The organism is Rathayibacter sp. VKM Ac-2927, assembly GCF_022815525.1.
GTDB classification, from domain to species: domain Bacteria; phylum Actinomycetota; class Actinomycetes; order Actinomycetales; family Microbacteriaceae; genus Rathayibacter; species Rathayibacter festucae.
Genome location: NZ_JALGRT010000001.1, coordinates 300,718 through 319,777, shown reverse-complemented (window position 1 = coordinate 319,777; position 19,060 = coordinate 300,718). Strand labels below are relative to the sequence as shown.

The window sequence follows — 19,060 nt, the reverse complement described above, 5'->3', positions numbered from 1 at the left end:
TCGCGGACGGTCGTGTCCGCTCTCTCGACACGACCGTTCGTGACGGATCGGCCGCCCGGCGCCGGACGACGAGGGGCGTCAGGGCGTCGGAGTGACGGAGGGCGTCGGCTGCGGCGCCGGCGCCGCGAACAGCTCCGGCCAGAGGGCGACCGCCAGCGGGTAGCCCACGAACGACACGATGTCGATGATCGAGTGCGCGATCACCAGCGGCAGCGTGCGCCCGAAGCGCTGGTAGAACAGCCCGAAGACCACACCCATGATCACGTTGCCGATGAACGGCCCGATGCCCTGGTACAGGTGGTAGCTGCCCCGGAGCAGGGCGCTCGCGAACAGGATCCTCCACCGCCCCCAGCCGAGGTCGCCGAGGCGCGCGAAGAGGTAGCCGATCATGATCACCTCCTCCTGCACCCCCGCCCGGATCGCGGAGAGCACCAGCACGGGCACCGTCCACCAGTAGGCGTCCAGCGGCGACGCGACCACCGCGACCGTGATCCCGAGCGCCCGCCCGAGCGCGTACAGACCGATGCCGGGTGCGCCGATCGCCACCGCGAGCACGACTCCCGTGCCGAGGTCGGGAAGCGGCCGGCGCAGGTCGAGCCCGAGTCTCCCGAGCGGACGCCGGCCGCCCTGCCAGAGGAGGAAGACGCAGAGCAGCACCGGCACGAGGTCGAAGAACAGCGCGAGCAGCTGGTAGATCAGGTCGAAGGCCGGCCGGTCGCTGAGCGCCCCGTTGATCGTCGTCGACTGCTGCCCGAGCGAGACCGAGCGGGTGAGCTTGTTGGCGATCGAGACGACGGAGTAGACCGCCGACGCCCCGAGGGAGAGCCCGAGGACCAGGAGGATCTCCGCCCCGATCCGGCCCCGGGACTGTGCGGACGCTGGGGGAGCGGTGGACACGCGGGCCTCTTCCTCGGATTCGCTGGTGTGCGCGGAACGACGCGCAGACGCACGTTTCGTGCGAATTCGCGCAAGGATTCCACCTCCTGGTTACCGCTGTGTAACGGTTTCCTCATCGTTTTGTGGCGATAGGCAGTCGATACATAGTCTCGACGGAGGCATTCGCGCGGTGGCCACCAGTCTCGCGCGCCGACGTCGTCGCCACGCGCACGGCACTCCACGCGTCAGGGAAACCACTTCTCGCGCGCCCCCACACCACTGGAGGAATTGTGAAAATCAGACGTTACGGCCTCGGAGCTCTGGCGCTCGTCGCCGCGAGCACGCTGGTCCTGGCCGGCTGCAGCAGCTCGAACGACTCGGGCGGCGGAGACGCGAGCGGTGACACCGCCGCGATCATCTCCACCAACGGCTCGGAGCCGCAGAACCCGCTGGTCCCGACCAACACCAACGAGGTGGGCGGCGGCAAGATCCTCGACGAGATCTTCGCGGGCCTGGTCTACTACGACGCCGAGGGGGCGCCGAACAACGACGTCGCCGAGTCGATCGAGTCGGACGACGCGCAGAACTACACCATCACCATCAAGGACGGCCTGACGTTCACGAACGGCGACCCGGTGACCTCGAGCTCCTTCATCGACGCCTGGAACTACGGCGCGAAGCTCTCGAACAACCAGCTCAGCTCGTCGTTCTTCGCGAACTTCGAGGGCTACAGCGACACCGAGGACAGCGAGCTCACCGGCCTCAAGGCCGTGGACGACACCACCTTCACCGTGGCGCTCAAGTCCCCGCAGTCGGACTTCCCGATCAGCCTCGGCTACTCGGCGTACTACCCGCTGCCCGCCGTCGCGTTCGACGACATGGCCGCGTTCGGCGAGAACCCGATCGGCAACGGCCCGTACAAGCTGGCCGGCGACGACGCGTGGCAGCACGACGTCCAGATCGACCTGGTCAAGAACGAGGACTACTCCGGTCCCCGCGAGGCGCAGAACGGCGGCCTGAAGATCGTCTTCTACGCCACCCAGGACGCGTCCTACGCCGACCTCCTCGGCGGCAACGTCGACGTGGTCGACCAGATCCCGGACTCCGCCTTCGGCACCTTCGAGAGCGACCTCGGCGACCGCGCCGTGAACCAGCCCGCCGCGATCTTCCAGTCCTTCACCATCCCGGAGCGCCTCGCGCACTTCGGCGGTGAGGAGGGCCAGCTGCGCCGTCAGGCCATCTCGATGGCCTTCGACCGCAAGGAGATCACCGACGTGATCTTCGAGGGCACCCGCACCCCCGCCTCCGACTTCACCTCCCCGGTGATCGACGGCTACAGCGACTCCCTCGAGGGCGCCGACGTGCTCGAGTACAACCCCGACGAGGCCAAGGCGCTGTGGGCTCAGGCCGACGCGATCAGCCCCTGGGACGGCACCTTCAAGATCGCCTACAACGCGGACGGCGGCCACCAGGGCTGGGTCGACGCGGTGACCAACTCGATCAAGAACACGCTGGGCATCGAGGCCGAGGGCGACGCCTACCCGACCTTCGCCGAGGCGCGCACGAAGATCGTCGACCGCTCGATCGAGACGGCGTTCCGCACCGGTTGGCAGGCCGACTACCCGAGCCTCTACAACTTCCTCGGACCGCTCTACGTGACCGGCGCCTCGTCGAACGACGGCGACTACACGAACCCCGAGTTCGACGCTCTCGTCGCCTCGGGTCTCTCCGACGCCGACACCGACGCTGCGAACACCACGTTCCAGCAGGCGCAGGAGACCCTCCTCACCGACCTCCCGGCACTGCCGCTCTGGTACGCGAACGTGACCGGCGGCTACGGCGAGGGCGTGTCGAACGTCGAGTTCGGCTGGAACTCGGTGCCGCTCTACTACGAGATCACCAAGAACTAAGCTCGAACCACTGGGGCGCTTCGCCCGTGCCGCCGGCCACCAGGTCACGGCACGGGCGGAGCGCCCTGTTTCGGTCACAATCGAATGAGGTCCCCATCCATGCGACTCCGGAACCGGCTGGGCTGACATGCTCGCCTACATCGTCCGACGCATCCTGCAAGCCGTCCCCGTGCTCATCGGCACCACGTTCCTCATCTACTTCATGGTCTTCTCCATGCCGGGGAACCCGCTCCTGTCGCTCTTCGGCGACAAGACGCCGAGCCCCGCGCTCCTCGCCCGCCTCGAGGAGCAGTACCACCTGAACGAGCCGTTCATCGTCCAGTACCTGTACTACCTGGGAGGCGTCGTCCGCGGCGACTTCGGCATCTCGTTCTCGGGCCAGTCGGTCAACGAGATCCTCGCCCGCACCTTCCCGGTCACCCTGACCCTCGCGATGATGGCCATCATCATCGAGATCGTCGTGGCGCTGACCATCGGCCTCATCAGCGGACTGCGCAAGGGCAGCTTCTTCGACGCGAGCGCCCTGGTCGTCAGCCTCCTGCTCGTCTCGGTGCCGATCTTCGTGCTCTGCTTCATCGCGCAGTCGTTCTTCGCGATCCAGCTGGGCTGGTTCCCTCCGACGGTCGGTGCCGACGCGTCGTTCCAGAGGCTCCTGCTCCCGGCGATCGTGCTCGCGCTGTTCGTGGTCGCCTCGGCGATCCGCCTGACCCGCGGCTCGGTCATCGAGACCGCCGGCTCGGACTTCGTGCGCACCGCGTACAGCAAGGGACTCTCGCGTCGTCGCGTCATCCCGGTGCACGTCCTGCGCAACTCGCTGATCCCGGTCACCACGCAGTTCGGAGCCGACTTCGGCCTCCTGATCGTCGGTGCCACCGTGACCGAGGGCATCTTCAACGTTCCCGGCGTCGGGAACACGCTCTACCAGGCGATCATCCGAGGGGAGCGACCGACCGTCGTCTCCTTCGTCACGGTCATGGTGCTGTTCTACCTCGTGGTGAACATCCTCGTCGACCTGCTCTACGCCGTACTCGACCCGAGGATCCGCTATGCCAAATGAGTTCTCCGGCGGCGCGCAGAAGGCCCGCCGCATCGACCACTTCGTCGCCCCGCTCGAGGAGACGCCGATCGCGTCCGTCGACGCGGTCAGCCTCGACGAGAAGCCCAGCAACCTCTGGACCGACGCCTGGCGCGACCTGCGCAAGCGCCCGATGTTCTGGATCTCCGGCGTGATGATCGTCGTGATCATCGCGGTCGCCCTGCTCCCCGGCCTGTTCACCTCGGTGGACCCGCGGCAGTGCGCGCTCTCGTTCAGCAACCAGGGCCCGGGTGGCGGCAGCCTGCTCGGCTACACCAAGCAGGGCTGCGACGTCTTCTCGCGCATCATCCACGGCACGTCCACGTCGCTGACCGTCGGCCTGATCGTGATCGTCATCACGACCGTCTCCGGCGTCATCGGCGGCGCGCTGGCCGGCTTCTTCGGCGGCTGGGTCGACACCGTGATCATGCGCCTCGGCGACATCTTCTTCTCGATCCCCTACATCCTCGCCGCGGTCGTCATCATGTCGGTCTTCTCGGCCTACCGGAACGTCTTCGTCATCGCCCTGGCGATCGGAGCGTTCGCCTGGCCCACGACGGCGCGCGTTCTGCGCTCCGAGGTCCTCCGCGTCAAGCAGTCCGACTTCGTCGGCGCCGCCACCGCGACGGGCCTGTCCAAGATGGCGATCCTCTTCCGGCACGTGCTGCCGAACTCGATCGCCCCCGTCATCGTCGTCACGACCATCTCGCTCGGCGCGGCCATCACCGCGGAGGCGACGCTGTCGTTCCTCGGCGTCGGCCTGCCCGGCTCGGTGATGTCCTGGGGCAACGACATCAGCCAGGCGCAGCGCGACCTGCGCACCAACCCGCAGACGCTGATCTACCCGTCGATCGCGCTGACGGTGACGGTGCTGAGCTTCATCCTCCTGGGCGAGTCGCTCCGCGACGCGCTCGACCCGAAGGCGAGGGCCCTCCGATGACGTCCACGACACCGAGCACCCCGCAGGGGCCGCTGCTCCAGGTCACCGACCTCGAGGTCGGCTTCCAGACCGGCAGCGGACTGGTCCCCGCACTCCGTGGCGTCAGCCTGACGATCGAGCACGGCCAGACCGTCGCGATCGTCGGCGAGTCCGGCTCCGGCAAGTCGACGACCGCCGCGGCGATCATCGGCCTGCTCCCCGGCACCGGCACGGTCACCGGCGGCTCCGTCCTGTTCGACGGCAAGGACCTGGCCAAGGCGACCAGGACCGAGCTCGAGGACATCCGCGGCCGCCGGATCGGCTACGTGCCGCAGGACCCGATGTCCAACCTCAACCCGGTCTGGTCGGTCGGCTTCCAGGTCGAGGAGACGATCAAGGCCAACGGCCTCGCCTCCGGCCGCAAGGAGGTCCGCGCCAAGGCGATCGAGGTCCTGCAGAACGCCGGGCTCGCGGACGCCGAGAAGCGGCTCAAGCAGTTCCCGCACCAGTTCTCCGGCGGCATGCGCCAGCGGGTGCTGATCGGCATCGGCCTGGCCGCGTCGCCGCAGCTGCTGATCGCGGACGAGCCCACCTCGGCGCTCGACGTGACCGTGCAGCGGCGCATCCTCGACCACCTCGAGACCCTGACGAGGACCGACGGCACCGCGCTGCTCTTCATCACGCACGACCTGGGCCTCGCCGCCGAGCGCGCCGAGAAGCTCATCGTGATGTACAAGGGCCGGATCGTGGAGTCGGGCGCCTCGGTGGAGGTGCTGCAGAACCCGCAGCACCCCTACACGCAGCGCCTGATCGCCGCGGCGCCGAGCCTCGCCTCGCGCCGCATCCAGTCCACCGCCGGGAAGGCCACCGAGGCGGTGCCCGGCGAGTCCGAGGCCGTCCGCGAGGTCGACCTGGTCGGCGCGGCCGGCGCCCACCACGGCGCGGCGACCACCACCGCGCGGCCGATGATCGAGCTCGACGGGCTCACCAAGGTCTTCAAGATCCGCCGCGGCGGGCTGAAGGCCGAGGACTTCACGGCGGTCGACGACGTGTCGTTCTCGATCCCCAAGGGCACCACCACGGCGCTCGTGGGGGAGTCGGGCTCGGGCAAGTCGACGATCGCCCGCCTCGTGCTCGGTCTCGAGACGGCGACGTCCGGCGCGATCTCGATCGACGGCCGCCGCACCGAGAAGCTCCGCGGCAAGGAGATGCTGGCGCTGCGGCGCTCGATGCAGCCGGTGTTCCAGGACCCGTACGGCTCGCTCGACCCGCTGCACAACATCGGCAACACCATCTCGGAGCCGTTGCGGGTGCACAAGGTCGGCGACCGCACCTCGCAGCGCGAGCGCGTGCTCGAGCTGCTCGACCAGGTGTCCCTCCCGCGGGTCATCGCGAGCCGCTACCCGAACGAGCTCTCCGGCGGCCAGCGCCAGCGCGTGGCGATCGCCCGCGCGCTCGCGCTGAAGCCCGAGATCGTGGTGCTCGACGAGGCGGTCTCGGCTCTGGACGTGCTCGTCCAGGCGCAGATCCTCCGCCTCCTGGCCGACCTGCAGGCCGAGCTCGGGCTCACCTACCTGTTCATCACGCACGACCTCGCCGTGGTCCGCGTGATCGCCGACGACGTCTGCGTGATGCAGAAGGGCCGGATCGTCGAGCACGCCTCGACCGACACCGTGTTCGAGTCGCCGCAGCAGGAGTACACCCGCGAGCTGCTCGCCGCCATCCCCGGCGCCGGGATCGAGTTCGCGGTCTAGTCCGCCGGATCCACTCCACGAGGGCCCCGTTCCGGGCCCGGCGACACCCGATGTTCACCGGGTCGCCGGCCCGGAACGGGGCCCTCCGCCGTCTCGGCGCGAGCCTGCGGTACGATGGAGGGTCCCCCTTACTGCACGAGAACACGAGACGAGTCCGTTCACATGGCAAGTGCCACCCGCTCCGACCTGCGCAACGTCGCGATCGTCGCCCACGTCGACCATGGCAAGACCACCCTGGTGGACGCCATGCTCAAGCAGACGAACTCCTTCGACGCGCACGCCCACGTGGACGAGCGCGCGATGGACTCGAACGAGCTCGAGCGCGAGAAGGGCATCACGATCCTCGCGAAGAACACCGCTGTGTCCTACAGCGGCAAGCACGCGGTCGACGGCCCCATCACCATCAACGTGATCGACACCCCCGGCCACGCCGACTTCGGCGGCGAGGTCGAGCGCGGCCTGTCGATGGTCGACGGCGTCTGCCTCCTCGTCGACGCGTCCGAGGGCCCGCTCCCGCAGACCCGCTTCGTGCTCCGCAAGGCGCTCGAGGCGAAGCTCCCCGTCATCCTCCTGGTCAACAAGACCGACCGTCCCGATGCCCGCATCGACGAGGTCGTCGCCGAGAGCCAGGACCTCCTCCTCGGCCTCGCCTCCGACATGGCGGACGACGTCCCGGACCTCGACCTCGACGCGATCCTCGACGTCCCCGTCGTCTACGCCTCCGGCAAGGCCGGCCGCGCCTCCGCGAACAAGCCGGAGGACGGCACGCTGCCCGACGCCGAGGACCTCGAGCCGCTGTTCGAGGCGATCCTCAAGCACATCCCGGCGCCGACCTTCGACGACGAGGCGCCCCTCCAGGCCCACGTCACCAACCTCGACGCGTCGCCGTTCCTCGGCCGCCTCGCCCTCCTCCGCGTCTTCAACGGCACGATCAAGAAGGGCCAGACCGTCGCCTGGGTCCACCACGACGGCTCGCACACCAACGCGCGCATCACCGAGCTGCTGATCACCAAGGCGCTCGACCGCTACCCGGCCGAGACCGCCGGCCCCGGCGACATCGTCGCGATCGCGGGCTTCCCCGAGATCACCATCGGCGAGACCATCGCCGACCCGGAGGACATCCGCCCGCTGCCGGCCATCACGGTCGACGACCCGGCAATCTCGATGACCATCGGCACCAACACCTCGCCGCTGGTCGGCAAGGTCAAGGGCCACAAGCTCACGGCGCGCATGGTCAAGGACCGCCTCGACCGCGAGCTCATCGGAAACGTGTCGCTCAAGGTCCTCGACATCGGCCGCCCCGACTCGTGGGAGGTCCAGGGCCGCGGCGAGCTCGCGCTGGCCATCCTCGTCGAGCAGATGCGCCGCGAGGGCTTCGAGCTCACGGTCGGCAAGCCCCAGGTGGTCACCCGCCAGGTCGACGGCAAGGTGCACGAGCCCTTCGAGCACCTCACCATCGACGCTCCGGAGGAGTACCTCGGCGCGATCACGCAGCTCCTCGCCGCTCGCAAGGGCCGCATGGAGAACATGGCGAACCACGGCACCGGCTGGGTCCGCATGGAGTTCATCGTCCCCTCGCGCGGCCTGATCGGCTTCCGCACCGAGTTCCTCACCACGACCCGCGGCACCGGCATCGCGAACGCGATCCTGCACGGCTACGAGCCGTGGGCCGGCGCCATCGTCACCCGCAACAACGGCTCGATCGTCGCCGACCGCACCGGCGTCGTGACGCCGTTCGCGATCATCGCGCTCCAGGAGCGGATGACCTTCTTCGTGAACCCCACCGAGGAGGTCTACGAGGGCATGGTCATCGGCGAGAACTCGCGCAACGACGACATGGACGTGAACATCACCAAGGAGAAGAAGCTGACCAACATGCGTCAGTCCACCTCCGACACGTTCGAGTCGATGACGCCCTCGCGCCAGCTGACGCTCGAGGAGTGCCTCGAGTTCGCCCGCGAGGACGAGTGCGTCGAGGTCACCCCCGAGATCGTCCGCATCCGCAAGGTCGAGCTGGACGCGAACGCCCGCGCCCGCGCGACCAGCCGCCTCAAGAAGCAGGCCTGATCCCCGGGCGCCCCCGAGGCGCCCGCTACGACGTACGACCGGCCGGAGCCCCGCTCCGCCGGTCGTTCGTCGTTCCGCCGGGTCTCGATACGCCCTCTGCGAGGGCTACTCGACCAGCATGTCGGCGGCCCTCGCCTTCAGCGCAGGTCGGCGCTCGCCAGCGGCACGAGCGGGCGCCCGCTCGAGGTCCTTCTCCCATGCTGGTCGAGTAGCCGCGCAGCGGCGTATCGAGACCCGGCCGTCAGCCCGCAGGCGTCGGCGTCGGAGTCGCGCCCTCCGCCTCGAGCGTGGCCGTGATGAAGGCGACGAACGCGTCGGCGTCGTCCGGCTTCCCCGTGTACTGCTCGCCGTTGACGAGCACGGTCGGCGTCGAGCTCAGCTTCGCGACGGAGGAGTTCGCCAGGGTCCCGCTCGTCGCCCGCTTCGTGGCCGCCGCGACCCACGGCCGGAACTCACCACCCGTGATGCAGGCCAGCACGTCGTCGTCCGTCACGCCCGCCCCGGTCACCAGCGTCCGCAGCTCGTCGTCGCTCAGCCCCGTCGTCCCCTCGGCCGGCTGCTTCGCGAACAGCGCCTCATGCACGGCGAGGAAGCGGTCCGGATCCTCGTCCGCCACGCAGGCCGCGGCGTTCGCCGCGCGGCTCGAGTACTCCGACCCCGCCGAGGAGGAGTCGAGGATCGCGACCGGATGGATCTCGAGCGTGATCGCCCCCTGCGTCAGCCACGACTGCAGGTTCGCCATGTTGGCGGTCTCGAACTGCCCGCAGTACGGGCAGAGGTAGTCCACGTAGAGGTCGACGGTGACGACGCCGCCCGCGCGCGTGGCGGCCTCGTCGGTCGGCACCGGCTCCTCTCCCGCCTCGAGGGGGGCGGTCGTCACCGGAGTGACCACCGACTCCGCCCCCGCGAGCACGATCCCGTCGCTCAGCATGTTCGCCGGCCCGGTGCTCGCGATCTCCTGCTGCGACCAGACGTTCCACGCCACGAGCGCCACGACGGCGAGCATGCCGACCGCCGCACCGCTCTGCCCGAGCACCCGGTTCCGCCGCTTCCGGCGCCGCTCCTGCTCGCGCCGCTCCTTCGCCTCGAGGCGGGCGAGCTCCTGGCGCTCGCGCTTGGTCGGCTGGTTCTTCGCACTGTTCCCGGACATCGTCGTCGACGCTAGGGAGCCGACCTTGCCGCACTCGGAGAGGCAGCCGTCGACGACCTGTGCCGGGATGGAGATTCCCTCAGGAAAGCGGACGGCTCAGGCGAAGAGCCCCGACCCCACGTAGTCGCTCTCGTCGCGGACGCCCGGCGGGACGGCGAAGACCGCCGAGCCCACGTGCTTGATGTACTCGTTGAGCGCATCGGTCGCGAGGTTCCTCTGCACGGTGATGAACTGCTCCGGCGACCGCTGGAACGAGAGGAAGAACAGCCCCGCGTTCAGCCGCCCGAGCTCGTCGTTGCCGTCGACGAAGTTGTAGCCGCGGCGCAGCAGCCGGACGCCGTTGTTCACGGTCGGGTGCGCGAGCCGCACGTGCGACTCCTTGTCCACCAGCGGCACGCCGGTCGCCCCCGCCGCCTCGAAGTCGGGCTCCGTGAACTCGCCGCCGCCCGAGAGCGGGGCGCCGGAGCCCTTGCTCCGGCCGATCACGCGCTCCTGCTCACCGAGCTGGCTGCGGTCCCAGGTCTCGATGATCATCCGGATCTTGCGCGCGACGAGGTAGCTGCCGCCCGCGAGCCAGGCCGGGCCGTCCGCGTCCTGCACCCAGACGTGCTCCTGCACGGCGTCCGGCTCCTCGGACTTGATGTTGGCCGTGCCGTCCTTGAAGCCGAAGAGGTTCCGCGGAGTCGCCTGCGCGGTCGAGGTGGAGGAGGTGCGGCCGAAGCCGAGCTGCGACCAGCGCAGCGAGGCGCGACCGAAGGCGATGCGGCTGAGGTTGCGGATCGCGTGCACCGCGACCTGCGGGTCGTCGGCGCAGGCCTGGATGCAGAGGTCGCCGCCGCCCGCGGTCGGCACCAGCGCGTCGCCGCGGAACCGGGGGAGCGCCGCGAGCTCGGCCGGTCGGCGGTCGGCGAGGCCGAAGCGGTCGGCACCCGACTCGTCCGTGAAGAGCGTCGGCCCGAAGCCGAAGGTCAGCGTGAGCGAGGACGCGTCGAGGCCGAGCGCCTCGCCGGTGTCGTCCGGCGGCGCCGTGTCCGGGCCGCCGACGGCGCCCTCCTCGCTGACGTCGAGGCCCCGAGTGAGGCGGGCGGCCGCGAGGGTCCAGTCCTGCAGCAGCTCGATCAGGTCGTCGCGGGTCGCGGTGGAGGCCAGGTCGAACGCCGCGAAGTGCAGCCGGTCCTGTGCGGCCGTGGTGATGCCGGCCTGGTTCGCGCCGTGGAACGGCACGACGCGCGTCGCGGCGGAGGAAGCGCTCGCGCTGGTCGCCGAGGTGACGGCGACGGTCCCGCCGATCCCCGCCGCGAGGCCCGCGGTCCCGGCCGAGACGAGGCCGAGCAGCCCGCGCCGCGAGAGGCGGCGGGGCTGCTCGTCGGGTCGGCCCGACTCGTCGGCGGGGCCGGTGGCGTTCTGCTCGGGCTCCACTACTCCGCGGGCTCCTCGACGCCGAGCACCGTGTGCGTGAGCTGCGAGAGCGGCTCGGACAGGGCGTTCACCTGATCGGAGAGCTCCTTCTTCTGCTCGGCGGTGACGCTCGAGTAGGAGACGAAGCCGGAGTCGAGCGAGCCGTACTGGGCGAGCATCGCGTCGAGCTCGGCGAAGCGCTGGCCGATCTCGGCGGTGAGCGCGGCGCCGTCGTCACCGGTGGCGGTCGCGATGGGCTCGACGTTGCCGAAGGCCACCTCCGCGCCCTGCACGTTCGCGGCGAAGTCGGTCAGGTCGGTGCCCGACCACCAGTCCTCCTCGCCGGTGATCTTGCCGGCGGCGACCTCGTCGAGCAGGCCGATCGCGCCGTTCGAGATGTCGCCGACCGAGACGGTGAAGTCGGGCGCGGCGACGAGGTCGTAGAGGTCCTGCACGTCGGAGACGAGCCCGTCGGCGAAGGCCGTCCGCTGCTCGGGAGTGGAGGGCGCCCAGTCGAGCCAGGCGCTCGTCCCGTCGGAGTTCAGCGCGTCGGCGGCGGGGACCCAGAGGTCCTTCTCGATGCGGTGGAAGCCGGTCCAGTCCAGGCCCTCGGCGACGGCGTCGACCTCGCGGTAGTCGATCTTCGGGTCGAGGTCGCCGAAGGCCTCGGCGGTCGGCTCGATGCGCTCGTAGAAGACGCGGGTCGCGGCGAAGAGGCTGCGCGCCTTCTCGTCGTCGCCCGCCGCGTACGCCTCGGCGAAGGCCGTCACGGCGGGCAGCAGCTCGCCGGACTGCGACTGCACGTAGGAGACGTAGTTGGTGACGGCGGCCTCGGTCGCGACCTGCTCGTCGGCCGACTGCTCGGTCGCCTCGCCGGTCACGGTGAACTCGGCGAGCCCGACGGGAGCGCCGACCTGCTGGAACTTGCAGGCTGTGTAGTAGGTGCCGGGCTCGAGCTGGGCGACGTAGGAGACGCTCTGACCGGGAGTGACGTTCTCCTTCTCGCCCACGATGCGCAGCTTGTCCTCGGCGAGGATCTCGAACTCGTTGACGTCCGATCCGGTGTTCTCGAGCGCGAAGGTCACCGCACCCGCCTCGGCCGTCGCGGCCGACACCGCGCAGGCGCCGTCGTCGATCGCGACGTCGAGGGCCGCGGCGGAGGAGGCGGCCGGGGTGTTCGGCACGCAGCCGGTGAGGAGCAGGGCGAGAGCGCCGGCGCCGGCGAGGCCGGTGGCGACGCGGGGGAGGCGGGGTCGAGTGCGCGGGGGCATGGTTCTCCTGGTGGTGGGAGGTCGTTCCGGCGGTGCCGGGGCGGGATCAGACGGAGGTGGCGACGGGTGCGGCGACCGGGGCCGCGCTGCCTCGTCGCGGCCGGCGGGAGCGGACCTGGCGGACGAAGAGGGACCCGACGACCACGAGGTAGAGCAGCCAGGCGGAGAACTGCAGGGCCGTCGGCTCGGGCGTGTAGTTGAAGAGTCCGCCGAGGACCGCGGCGACCGTGGCCGGCAGGATCGGGCCGAGGTCGAACAGCGGAGTGCCCCACCCGGGCAACAGCGCCGCCTCCTGCAGGTCGCCGACGCCGTAGAGCAGCACGCCGGCCGCGACGACGATGAGGAAGCCGCCGGTCCAGGTGAAGAAGCGGCCGAGGTCGATCCGGACGAAGCCGCGGAAGATCAGGTAGGAGGCGACGACCGCGCTGAGGATGCCGAGGAAGGCGCCGATCGTGCCGACCCAGGCGTTGGAGGCGGAGGAGGCGCTGCTCGAGGAGACGCTCGCCCAGACGAACAGGGCGGTCTCGATCCCCTCGCGGCCGACGCTGACGAAGCCGAGCACGACGATCCCGAGGGCGGAGCCGCTGACGGCCGCGTCCAGCTTGGACTCGAGCTCGCCCTTGAGGCTGCGGGCGTTGGCGCCCATCCAGAAGATCATCCAGGTGACGAGGCCGACGGCGAGCAGCGAGAGGCCGCCGCCGAGGAGCTCCTGCGCGGTGAAGCTGAGCCCGTAGGGGCCCCAGGTGAGGATCGCGCCGGTGACGAGCGAGAGGACGACCGCGGCGGCGATGCCCGTCCAGAGCCGGGGGAGCACGTCGCGCCGCTGCAGCTTGGTCAGGTAGGCGACGAGGATGCCGACGACGAGCCCGGCTTCGAGGCCTTCACGGAGGCCGATGAGGTAGTTTGCGAGCACGTGTGTTCTCTTCGTCGTCTGCACGGGAGGACGGTGCGAAGCCCACCCCCGGGCCGCATCCTCAGGTAAGCCTTGCCTAACCCGTGGACGACTGTAGTGGCCATCCGGTCGCGTGTCCACACAGGACGCCGGGCGCGCGATGTGCGACGCCGAGCGGCCGGTCGGACGCGCTTCGAGCAGGACCCCGCGGCGGAACGAGAGCACAGGACGGACGAGAGGCGGAGAGTGGACGCGAGTCGAGACGGCGCAGGCGAGCGGGTCGTGGCGGTGCACGCCCATCCCGACGACGAGACCATCACGATGGGCGGGACCCTCGCGCGACTCGTCGCGGACGGCGCCGCGGTCACCGTCGTCACCGCGACGCGCGGCGAGTGGGGCGAGGTCATCCCGGCCGATCTCGCGCACCTCGAGGGCTCGGACGAGCTCGCCGCGCACCGCACCACCGAGCTGGTCGTCGCCCTGACCGCCCTCGGCGTGGCCGATCACCGCTTCCTCGGCGACCCGGCCGCCCGTGCCGCAGGCCTCGCCCCGCGGGTCTACCGCGACTCCGGCATGCAGTGGGGCCCGGGTCGCGTGCCCGTCCCGCTCGAGCCTGTCGATCCCCGCTCCTTCACCTCCGCGCCGGAGGAGGAGGCGATCGCCGACCTCGTCGCCGTCCTCCTTCAGACCGGCGCGACCCTCGTGCTCTCCTACGACGTCGGCGGGGGCTACGGCCATCCCGACCACATCCGCGCCGCCCTGATCGCCTCGACGGCCGCCGAGCGGCTCGGACTGCGCTACCTGGCCGTCCTGCCCGACGCCGTCCCCGAGCAGCCCGGCGACGTCGCGATCGAGCTCGACGACACCGATTACGCCCGCAAGCGCGCGGCGCTCGAGGCGCACCGCACGCAGCTCGTCGTCGACGGCGACGAGCTGCGGCTCTCGAGCGGCCCGCCGTTCCCGATCGGCCGCCTCGAGCGCTTCCGCCCCGAGGGTGCGCCGAGGCCGCCGGAGCCGGTCGCCGAGGAGCGGCCCGATCTCGGCACCCGCATCGTCTCGGGCCTGCTCTCGGTGCTGACCGGCGCGGTGGTCGGCGCGATCACGACCGTCGCGCACCAGAGCACCGTGACCGTCGGCGACGCGGAGCTCCCGGTCGGCCTCGCCGTGTCGCTGGCCGCCGTGCTGCTCCTGCTGCTCGGACTCCGTCTCGTGATGGTGGACCGCTTCGTCGCCTTCTGCACCGCGATGGGCCTGCTCGGCGCGATCGGGCTGCTGGCGCTGCGCAGCACCGGCGGCTCGGTCCTCGTGCCGGCCAACGGCCTCGGCGTGGTGTGGACCTTCGCCCCCGCGCTGATCGCCCTCGTGGTGATCGCCTGGCCGCGGGTCCGCCCGCCGTCCCGCCCCGCTCCGGCGGAACCGGCGGCCGACAGCACCGCCCCGCCGCTCCCCGTACGATAGAGAACACTGTTCGAAGGGACGTCCACGACCGTGACCTACGTGATCGCACTTCCGTGCGTCGATGTCAAAGACCGCGCCTGCATCGACGAATGCCCGGTCGACTGCATCTACGAAGGCGAGCGCTCGCTCTACATCCACCCCGACGAGTGCGTCGACTGCGGGGCGTGCGAGCCGGTGTGCCCCGTCGAGGCCATCTACTACGAGGACGACCTCCCCGAGGAGTGGTCCGACTACTACAAGGCCAACGTCGAGTTCTTCGATGAGATCGGCTCGCCCGGCGGTGCCGCGAAGGTCGGAGTGATCGCGAAGGACCACCCGGTCATCGCCGTCCTCCCGCCGCAGAGCCACTGAGCGCGCGTCCGTGGCACTCGGACCGCTGCCGGACTACCCCTGGGACCTGATGGGTCCCGCCACCCGGGTCGCCTCCGCGCACCCCGGCGGCCTCGTCGACCTCTCGATCGGCTCGCCCGTCGACCCGACGCCGGAGCCGATCCGCGAGGCGCTCGCCCGGGCGACCGACGCGCACGCCTACCCGACCACGGTCGGCACGCCCGCCCTGCGCGAGGCGATCGCCGCCTGGTACGCCCGGCGCCGGGGCGTCCCGGGGCTCGGCCTCGACGAGGTGCTGCCGACGATCGGCTCGAAGGAGCTCGTCGCCTGGCTGCCGTTCCTGCTCGGTCTCGGTGAGGGCGACGTCGTCGTCCACCCGCGCGCCGCCTACCCGACCTACGCGATGGGCGCCGCCATCGCCGGAGCCTCGGTGCTCGCCTCCGACGACCCCGACGAGTGGCCGGCCGAGACGCGCCTGGTGTGGCTGAACTCGCCCGGCAACCCCGACGGCGCCGTGCTCGACGTCGACGCGCTGAGGCGCGCGGTCGAGCGCGCGCGCGAGCTGGGCGCCGTCGTCGCGGGCGACGAGTGCTACGCCGAGCTCGGCTGGGATGGCCGCTGGGCCGACGAGCCGATCCCGAGCGTCCTCGACCCCCGAGTGGCGGGCGAGGACCGCCGCGGCGTGCTCGGCGTCTACTCCCTCAGCAAGCAGTCCAACCTGGCCGGCTACCGCGCCGCCTTCGTCGCGGGCGACCGCGAGCTGATCGCTCGGCTCGTCACCGTCCGCAAGCACGCCGGGATGATCGTCCCCGCCCCGCTGCAGGAGGCGATGGTCGTCGCGCTCGCCGACGACGGCCATGTGGCGGAGCAGAAGGAGCGCTACCGGTCCCGTCGCGATCTCCTGCGCCCGGCGCTCGAAGCCGCGGGCTTCCGCGTCGACCGCAGCGAGGCCGGCCTCTACCTCTGGGCGACCGAGGGGCGACCCGCCTGGGAGTCGATCGACCGGCTCGCGCGCCTGGGGATCCTCGCCGGCCCCGGCGTCTTCTACGGCGACCACTTCACCGAGCACGTCCGCCTCTCGCTGACGGCCACCGACGAGCGGATCGCGGCCGCCGCCGAGCGGCTGGCGGGCGGTCTCTGACCCTCGGCTCACCGCGATCCTGAAGGATCCCCACAACGGACGGGGGCGAGCACTGGGCGGTGTCACAGTGCCGCCGCTTTGCCCATAGGCTGTACGGGGTTCGGTCAGCGTCGCCACAAACGGCCCTGGTTCCGGACAGTTCCAGCCCCCGGCGCCGCCCGCTCCGCGCGAGCGCACCCGGGTGCGACCGATGACCTGGGAGGCGTTGTGACCGAATCCGGCACGCAGAGCGACGGAACCGCGACGGTGGAGACACCCGAGCCCGCCACGGAGAGTGCGCCGGCCGCGGCCGAGGTCCTGCCCGAGAAGGTGACGCTCAACTTCGGTGATCGCACCGCGGAGTTCCCGGTCCTGCGCAGCGTCGACGGCTCCTCGAGCATCGACTTCTCGACCCTGTCGAAGCAGACCGGTCTGATGTCGCTCGACTACGGCTTCGTCAACACGGCCGCCACCAAGTCGAGCATCACCTACATCGACGGCGACGAGGGGATCCTGCGCTACCGCGGCTACCCGATCGAGGAGGTCGCGACGAACGCGACGTACCTCGAGGTGGCCTGGCTGCTGATCTACGGCGAGCTGCCCACCGCGGACGAGCTCGCCGGCTTCGACGACCGCATCCGCCGGCACACGCTGCTGCACGAGGACCTCAAGCGCTTCTTCGACGCGCTGCCGCACAGCGCGCACCCGATGTCGGTCCTCTCGGCCGGTGTCTCGGCGCTGTCGACCTACTACGAGGACAGCTCGAACCCGAAGGACCCGGAGGCGGTCGAGCTGACCACCATCCGCCTGCTCGCGAAGCTGCCGGTGATGGCGGCGTACGCGCACAAGAAGGCGATCGGCCAGGCGTTCCTCTACCCGGACAACTCGCTGAGCTTCGTCGACAACTTCCTCCGCCTGAACTTCGGCACCATGGCCGAGCCGTTCGAGGTGGACCCGGTGCTCTCGAAGGCGCTCGACCGCCTGCTGATCCTCCACGAGGACCACGAGCAGAACGCGTCGACCTCCACCGTCCGCCTGGTCGGCTCGACCGAGGCGAACCTCTACGCGTCGGTCTCGGCCGGCATCAACGCCCTGTTCGGCCCGCTGCACGGCGGCGCGAACGAGGCCGTGCTGACGATGCTCGGCCGCATCCGCGACTCCGGCGAGAGCGTCCAGACCTTCGTCGAGCGGGTGAAGAACAAGGAGGAGGGCGTCCGCCTGATGGGCTTCGGCCACCGGGTGTACAAGAACTACGACCCGCGCGCGAAGCTCGTCAAGGAGAGCGCGTCCGAGGTGCTGCAGGCGCTCGGCGTCAAGGACCCGCTGCTCGACATCGCGATGGAGCTCGAGGCCCTCGCCCTGGAGGACGACTACTTCAAGGAGCGCCGCCTCTACCCGAACGTCGACTTCTACACCGGCGTCATCTACAAGGCGATGGGCTTCCCGACCCGGATGTTCACCGTCCTCTTCGCCATCGGCCGCCTGCCCGGCTGGATCGCGCACTGGCGCGAGATGAACACCGACAAGCAGACCAAGATCGGCCGCCCCCAGCAGCTCTACACGGGAGCCCCCGAGCGCCACTGGCCCACCGGCCGCTGACCCGGGCCGAGGAGCCCGTCGGCGGGTGGGTCTCGATACGCCGCGTGCCGCGGCTACTCGACCAGCATGTTTCGCCCTGCTGGTCGAGCAGGCCGCGCAGCTGGCCCACCATGCTGGTCGAGTGGCCCGCGCAGCGGGCGTATCGAGACCCGATGTCTGCAGAGGGGTGGGTCTCCATATGCCGCGTTCCGCGGCTACTCGACGAGCACGTGCCTCGCCCCCGCGTCAGGCGTGCAGGGCCGTGTTCAGCTCGATGCCGGCGCCGGTGCGGGGGAGCACCTCGACCGCGCCCGTGAGCGAGTTGCGGCGGAAGAGCAGGTTCGGCACTCCCGACAGCTCGACGGCCTTGACCGTCTGCGGACGCCCGTCGGCACGGGGGGCACCGCCCACCACGACGACCTTCGTGCCCGCCGTGACGTAGAGCCCGGCCTCGACGACGGTGTCGTCGCCGATCGAGATGCCGATGCCCGAGTTCGCGCCGAGCAGCGCCCGCGCGCCGATCGACACGCGCTGCACGCCACCGCCGGAGAGCGTCCCCATGATCGAGGCGCCGCCGCCGATGTCCGAGCCGTCGCCGACGACGACGCCCTGTGAGATGCGGCCCTCGACCATCGAGCTGCCGAGCGTCCCGGCGTTGAAGTTGACGAAACCCTCGTGCATGACGGTCGTCCCGGGAGCGAGGTGCGCGCCCAGGCGCACCCGCGATGTGTCCGCGATGCGCACCTTCGCCGGCGTGACGTAGTCCGTCAGCCGCGGGAACTTGTCGATCCCCGCGGCCTGGATCCCGTGGCGCCGCAGCGACGGTCGCAGCCGGGTGAACGAGTCCGGCGCGACCGGCCCGGCGTTCGTCCACACGACGTTCGGCAGGTGCGCGAAGATCCCGTCGAGGTTCACGGTGTTCGGCTGGACGAGCAGGTGCGAGAGCAGGTGCAGTCGGAGGTACGCGTCCGACGTCGACGCCGGCGCGCTCTGCAGGTCGATCTGCAGCGTCACCACGTCGATCCGCACCTCGCGCCGCGGGTCCTCACCGGCGAGGGCCTCGAACTCCGCCGGCACGATCCACGGGTCGCGGTCCGCGGGGATCGTGCCCAGCCGCGGCTCCGGGAACCAGGTGTCGAGGACGGTGCCGTCCGAGGCGATCGTCGCCAGCCCGTAGCCCCAGGCGGAGGCGGGCGCGGGCACGGCGGAGTCAGCGGTGTTCTGGAGGCTCATGTCGCCCAGGGTAGCGCGCACGATCCGGC

At 70.7% G+C, this 19,060-nt stretch carries 15 protein-coding genes; 9 read left to right on the top strand and 6 right to left on the bottom strand.

Translation table 11 applies throughout. The features are described 5' to 3' along the window. Nucleotides 1-78 precede the first annotated feature (78 nt). Nucleotides 79-897: a CPBP family intramembrane glutamic endopeptidase gene (locus MT353_RS01490; RefSeq protein ID WP_243615432.1), complete on the bottom strand. Its 819-nt coding sequence runs from the start codon at nucleotides 895-897 to the stop codon at nucleotides 79-81. Nucleotides 898-1,166: 269 nt separating this feature from the next. Here MT353_RS01490 and MT353_RS01485 point away from each other — a divergent pair, with 269 nt between their 5' ends. The 5 genes from MT353_RS01485 to typA all read left to right on the top strand — a co-directional run bounded on the left by MT353_RS01485 (nucleotide 1,167) and on the right by typA (nucleotide 8,601). Beyond that, on the top strand, nucleotides 1,167-2,786 hold the full coding sequence (locus tag MT353_RS01485; RefSeq protein ID WP_123735315.1) for an ABC transporter substrate-binding protein: 1,620 nt from the start codon (nucleotides 1,167-1,169) through the stop codon (nucleotides 2,784-2,786). 127 nt (nucleotides 2,787-2,913) lie between these two features. Then, nucleotides 2,914-3,843 (top strand): ABC transporter permease, encoded by a 930-nt coding sequence (locus MT353_RS01480; protein WP_123445445.1) that lies wholly within the window; start codon nucleotides 2,914-2,916, stop codon nucleotides 3,841-3,843. Beyond that, nucleotides 3,833-4,801, top strand: coding sequence for an ABC transporter permease (locus MT353_RS01475; protein ID WP_123445446.1), 969 nt, complete (start codon nucleotides 3,833-3,835; stop codon nucleotides 4,799-4,801). Before MT353_RS01480 ends, MT353_RS01475 begins: the two co-directional genes overlap by 11 nt. Next, nucleotides 4,798-6,534: an ABC transporter ATP-binding protein gene (locus tag MT353_RS01470; RefSeq protein ID WP_123445447.1), complete on the top strand. Its 1,737-nt coding sequence runs from the start codon at nucleotides 4,798-4,800 to the stop codon at nucleotides 6,532-6,534. Before MT353_RS01475 ends, MT353_RS01470 begins: the two co-directional genes overlap by 4 nt. Nucleotides 6,535-6,696: 162 nt before the next feature. Next, complete coding sequence (gene typA, locus MT353_RS01465) at nucleotides 6,697-8,601, top strand: translational GTPase TypA (RefSeq protein WP_123445448.1); 1,905 nt, start codon at nucleotides 6,697-6,699, stop codon at nucleotides 8,599-8,601. A 241-nt stretch (nucleotides 8,602-8,842) separates the two neighbouring features. Here the strand turns inward: typA and MT353_RS01460 are convergent, their stop codons facing one another. The 4 genes from MT353_RS01460 to efeU all read right to left on the bottom strand — a co-directional run bounded on the left by MT353_RS01460 (nucleotide 8,843) and on the right by efeU (nucleotide 13,333). Beyond that, nucleotides 8,843-9,751, bottom strand: coding sequence for a thioredoxin domain-containing protein (locus MT353_RS01460; protein ID WP_243623443.1), 909 nt, complete (start codon nucleotides 9,749-9,751; stop codon nucleotides 8,843-8,845). Between the two features lie 96 nt (nucleotides 9,752-9,847). After that, nucleotides 9,848-11,170 (bottom strand): iron uptake transporter deferrochelatase/peroxidase subunit, encoded by a 1,323-nt coding sequence (efeB, locus tag MT353_RS01455; protein WP_374204677.1) that lies wholly within the window; start codon nucleotides 11,168-11,170, stop codon nucleotides 9,848-9,850. Next, complete coding sequence (gene efeO / locus MT353_RS01450; protein WP_243623442.1) at nucleotides 11,170-12,420, bottom strand: iron uptake system protein EfeO; 1,251 nt, start codon at nucleotides 12,418-12,420, stop codon at nucleotides 11,170-11,172. The genes efeB and efeO overlap by 1 nt, the downstream gene beginning before the upstream one ends. A gap of 46 nt (nucleotides 12,421-12,466) precedes the next feature. Beyond that, the gene (gene efeU, locus MT353_RS01445; RefSeq protein WP_123445452.1) at nucleotides 12,467-13,333 is read right to left on the bottom strand and encodes an iron uptake transporter permease EfeU; all 867 of its coding nucleotides are present in this window, start codon (nucleotides 13,331-13,333) and stop codon (nucleotides 12,467-12,469) included. A gap of 225 nt (nucleotides 13,334-13,558) precedes the next feature. Between efeU and MT353_RS01440 the strand changes: the two genes are divergently transcribed. The 4 genes from MT353_RS01440 (at nucleotide 13,559) to MT353_RS01425 (ending at nucleotide 17,819) form a co-directional block, all read left to right on the top strand. Continuing rightward, nucleotides 13,559-14,770 (top strand): PIG-L family deacetylase, encoded by a 1,212-nt coding sequence (locus tag MT353_RS01440; RefSeq protein ID WP_243623441.1) that lies wholly within the window; start codon nucleotides 13,559-13,561, stop codon nucleotides 14,768-14,770. 30 nt (nucleotides 14,771-14,800) lie between these two features. Then, a complete protein-coding gene (fdxA, locus tag MT353_RS01435) occupies nucleotides 14,801-15,121 on the top strand; it encodes a ferredoxin (RefSeq protein WP_085475430.1) in 321 nt (106 codons plus the stop codon). A 10-nt stretch (nucleotides 15,122-15,131) separates the two neighbouring features. Continuing rightward, nucleotides 15,132-16,241, top strand: coding sequence for a succinyldiaminopimelate transaminase (gene dapC / locus MT353_RS01430; protein WP_308197499.1), 1,110 nt, complete (start codon nucleotides 15,132-15,134; stop codon nucleotides 16,239-16,241). Nucleotides 16,242-16,538: 297 nt separating this feature from the next. Further along, the gene (locus MT353_RS01425) at nucleotides 16,539-17,819 is read left to right on the top strand and encodes a citrate synthase (RefSeq protein WP_243623761.1); all 1,281 of its coding nucleotides are present in this window, start codon (nucleotides 16,539-16,541) and stop codon (nucleotides 17,817-17,819) included. Between the two features lie 225 nt (nucleotides 17,820-18,044). On the opposite strand, the gene dapD is transcribed toward MT353_RS01425, so the two are convergent. Beyond that, the gene (gene dapD, locus MT353_RS01420; protein WP_243623440.1) at nucleotides 18,045-19,031 is read right to left on the bottom strand and encodes a 2,3,4,5-tetrahydropyridine-2,6-dicarboxylate N-succinyltransferase; all 987 of its coding nucleotides are present in this window, start codon (nucleotides 19,029-19,031) and stop codon (nucleotides 18,045-18,047) included. Nucleotides 19,032-19,060 lie beyond the last annotated feature (29 nt).

Bases quoted from the DNA above. Each gene is read 5' to 3' on its own strand.
- MT353_RS01460 (WP_243623443.1), bottom strand. From the start codon at position 9,751: ATGTCCGGGAACAGTGCGAAGAACCAGCCGACCAAGCGCGAGCGCCAG.
- dapD (WP_243623440.1), bottom strand. From the start codon at position 19,031: ATGAGCCTCCAGAACACCGCTGACTCCGCCGTGCCCGCGCCCGCCTCC.
- MT353_RS01480 (WP_123445445.1), top strand. From the start codon at position 2,914: ATGCTCGCCTACATCGTCCGACGCATCCTGCAAGCCGTCCCCGTGCTC.
- efeO (WP_243623442.1), bottom strand. From the start codon at position 12,420: ATGCCCCCGCGCACTCGACCCCGCCTCCCCCGCGTCGCCACCGGCCTC.
- MT353_RS01470 (WP_123445447.1), top strand. From the start codon at position 4,798: ATGACGTCCACGACACCGAGCACCCCGCAGGGGCCGCTGCTCCAGGTC.
- MT353_RS01475 (WP_123445446.1), top strand. From the start codon at position 3,833: ATGCCAAATGAGTTCTCCGGCGGCGCGCAGAAGGCCCGCCGCATCGAC.
- typA (WP_123445448.1), top strand. From the start codon at position 6,697: ATGGCAAGTGCCACCCGCTCCGACCTGCGCAACGTCGCGATCGTCGCC.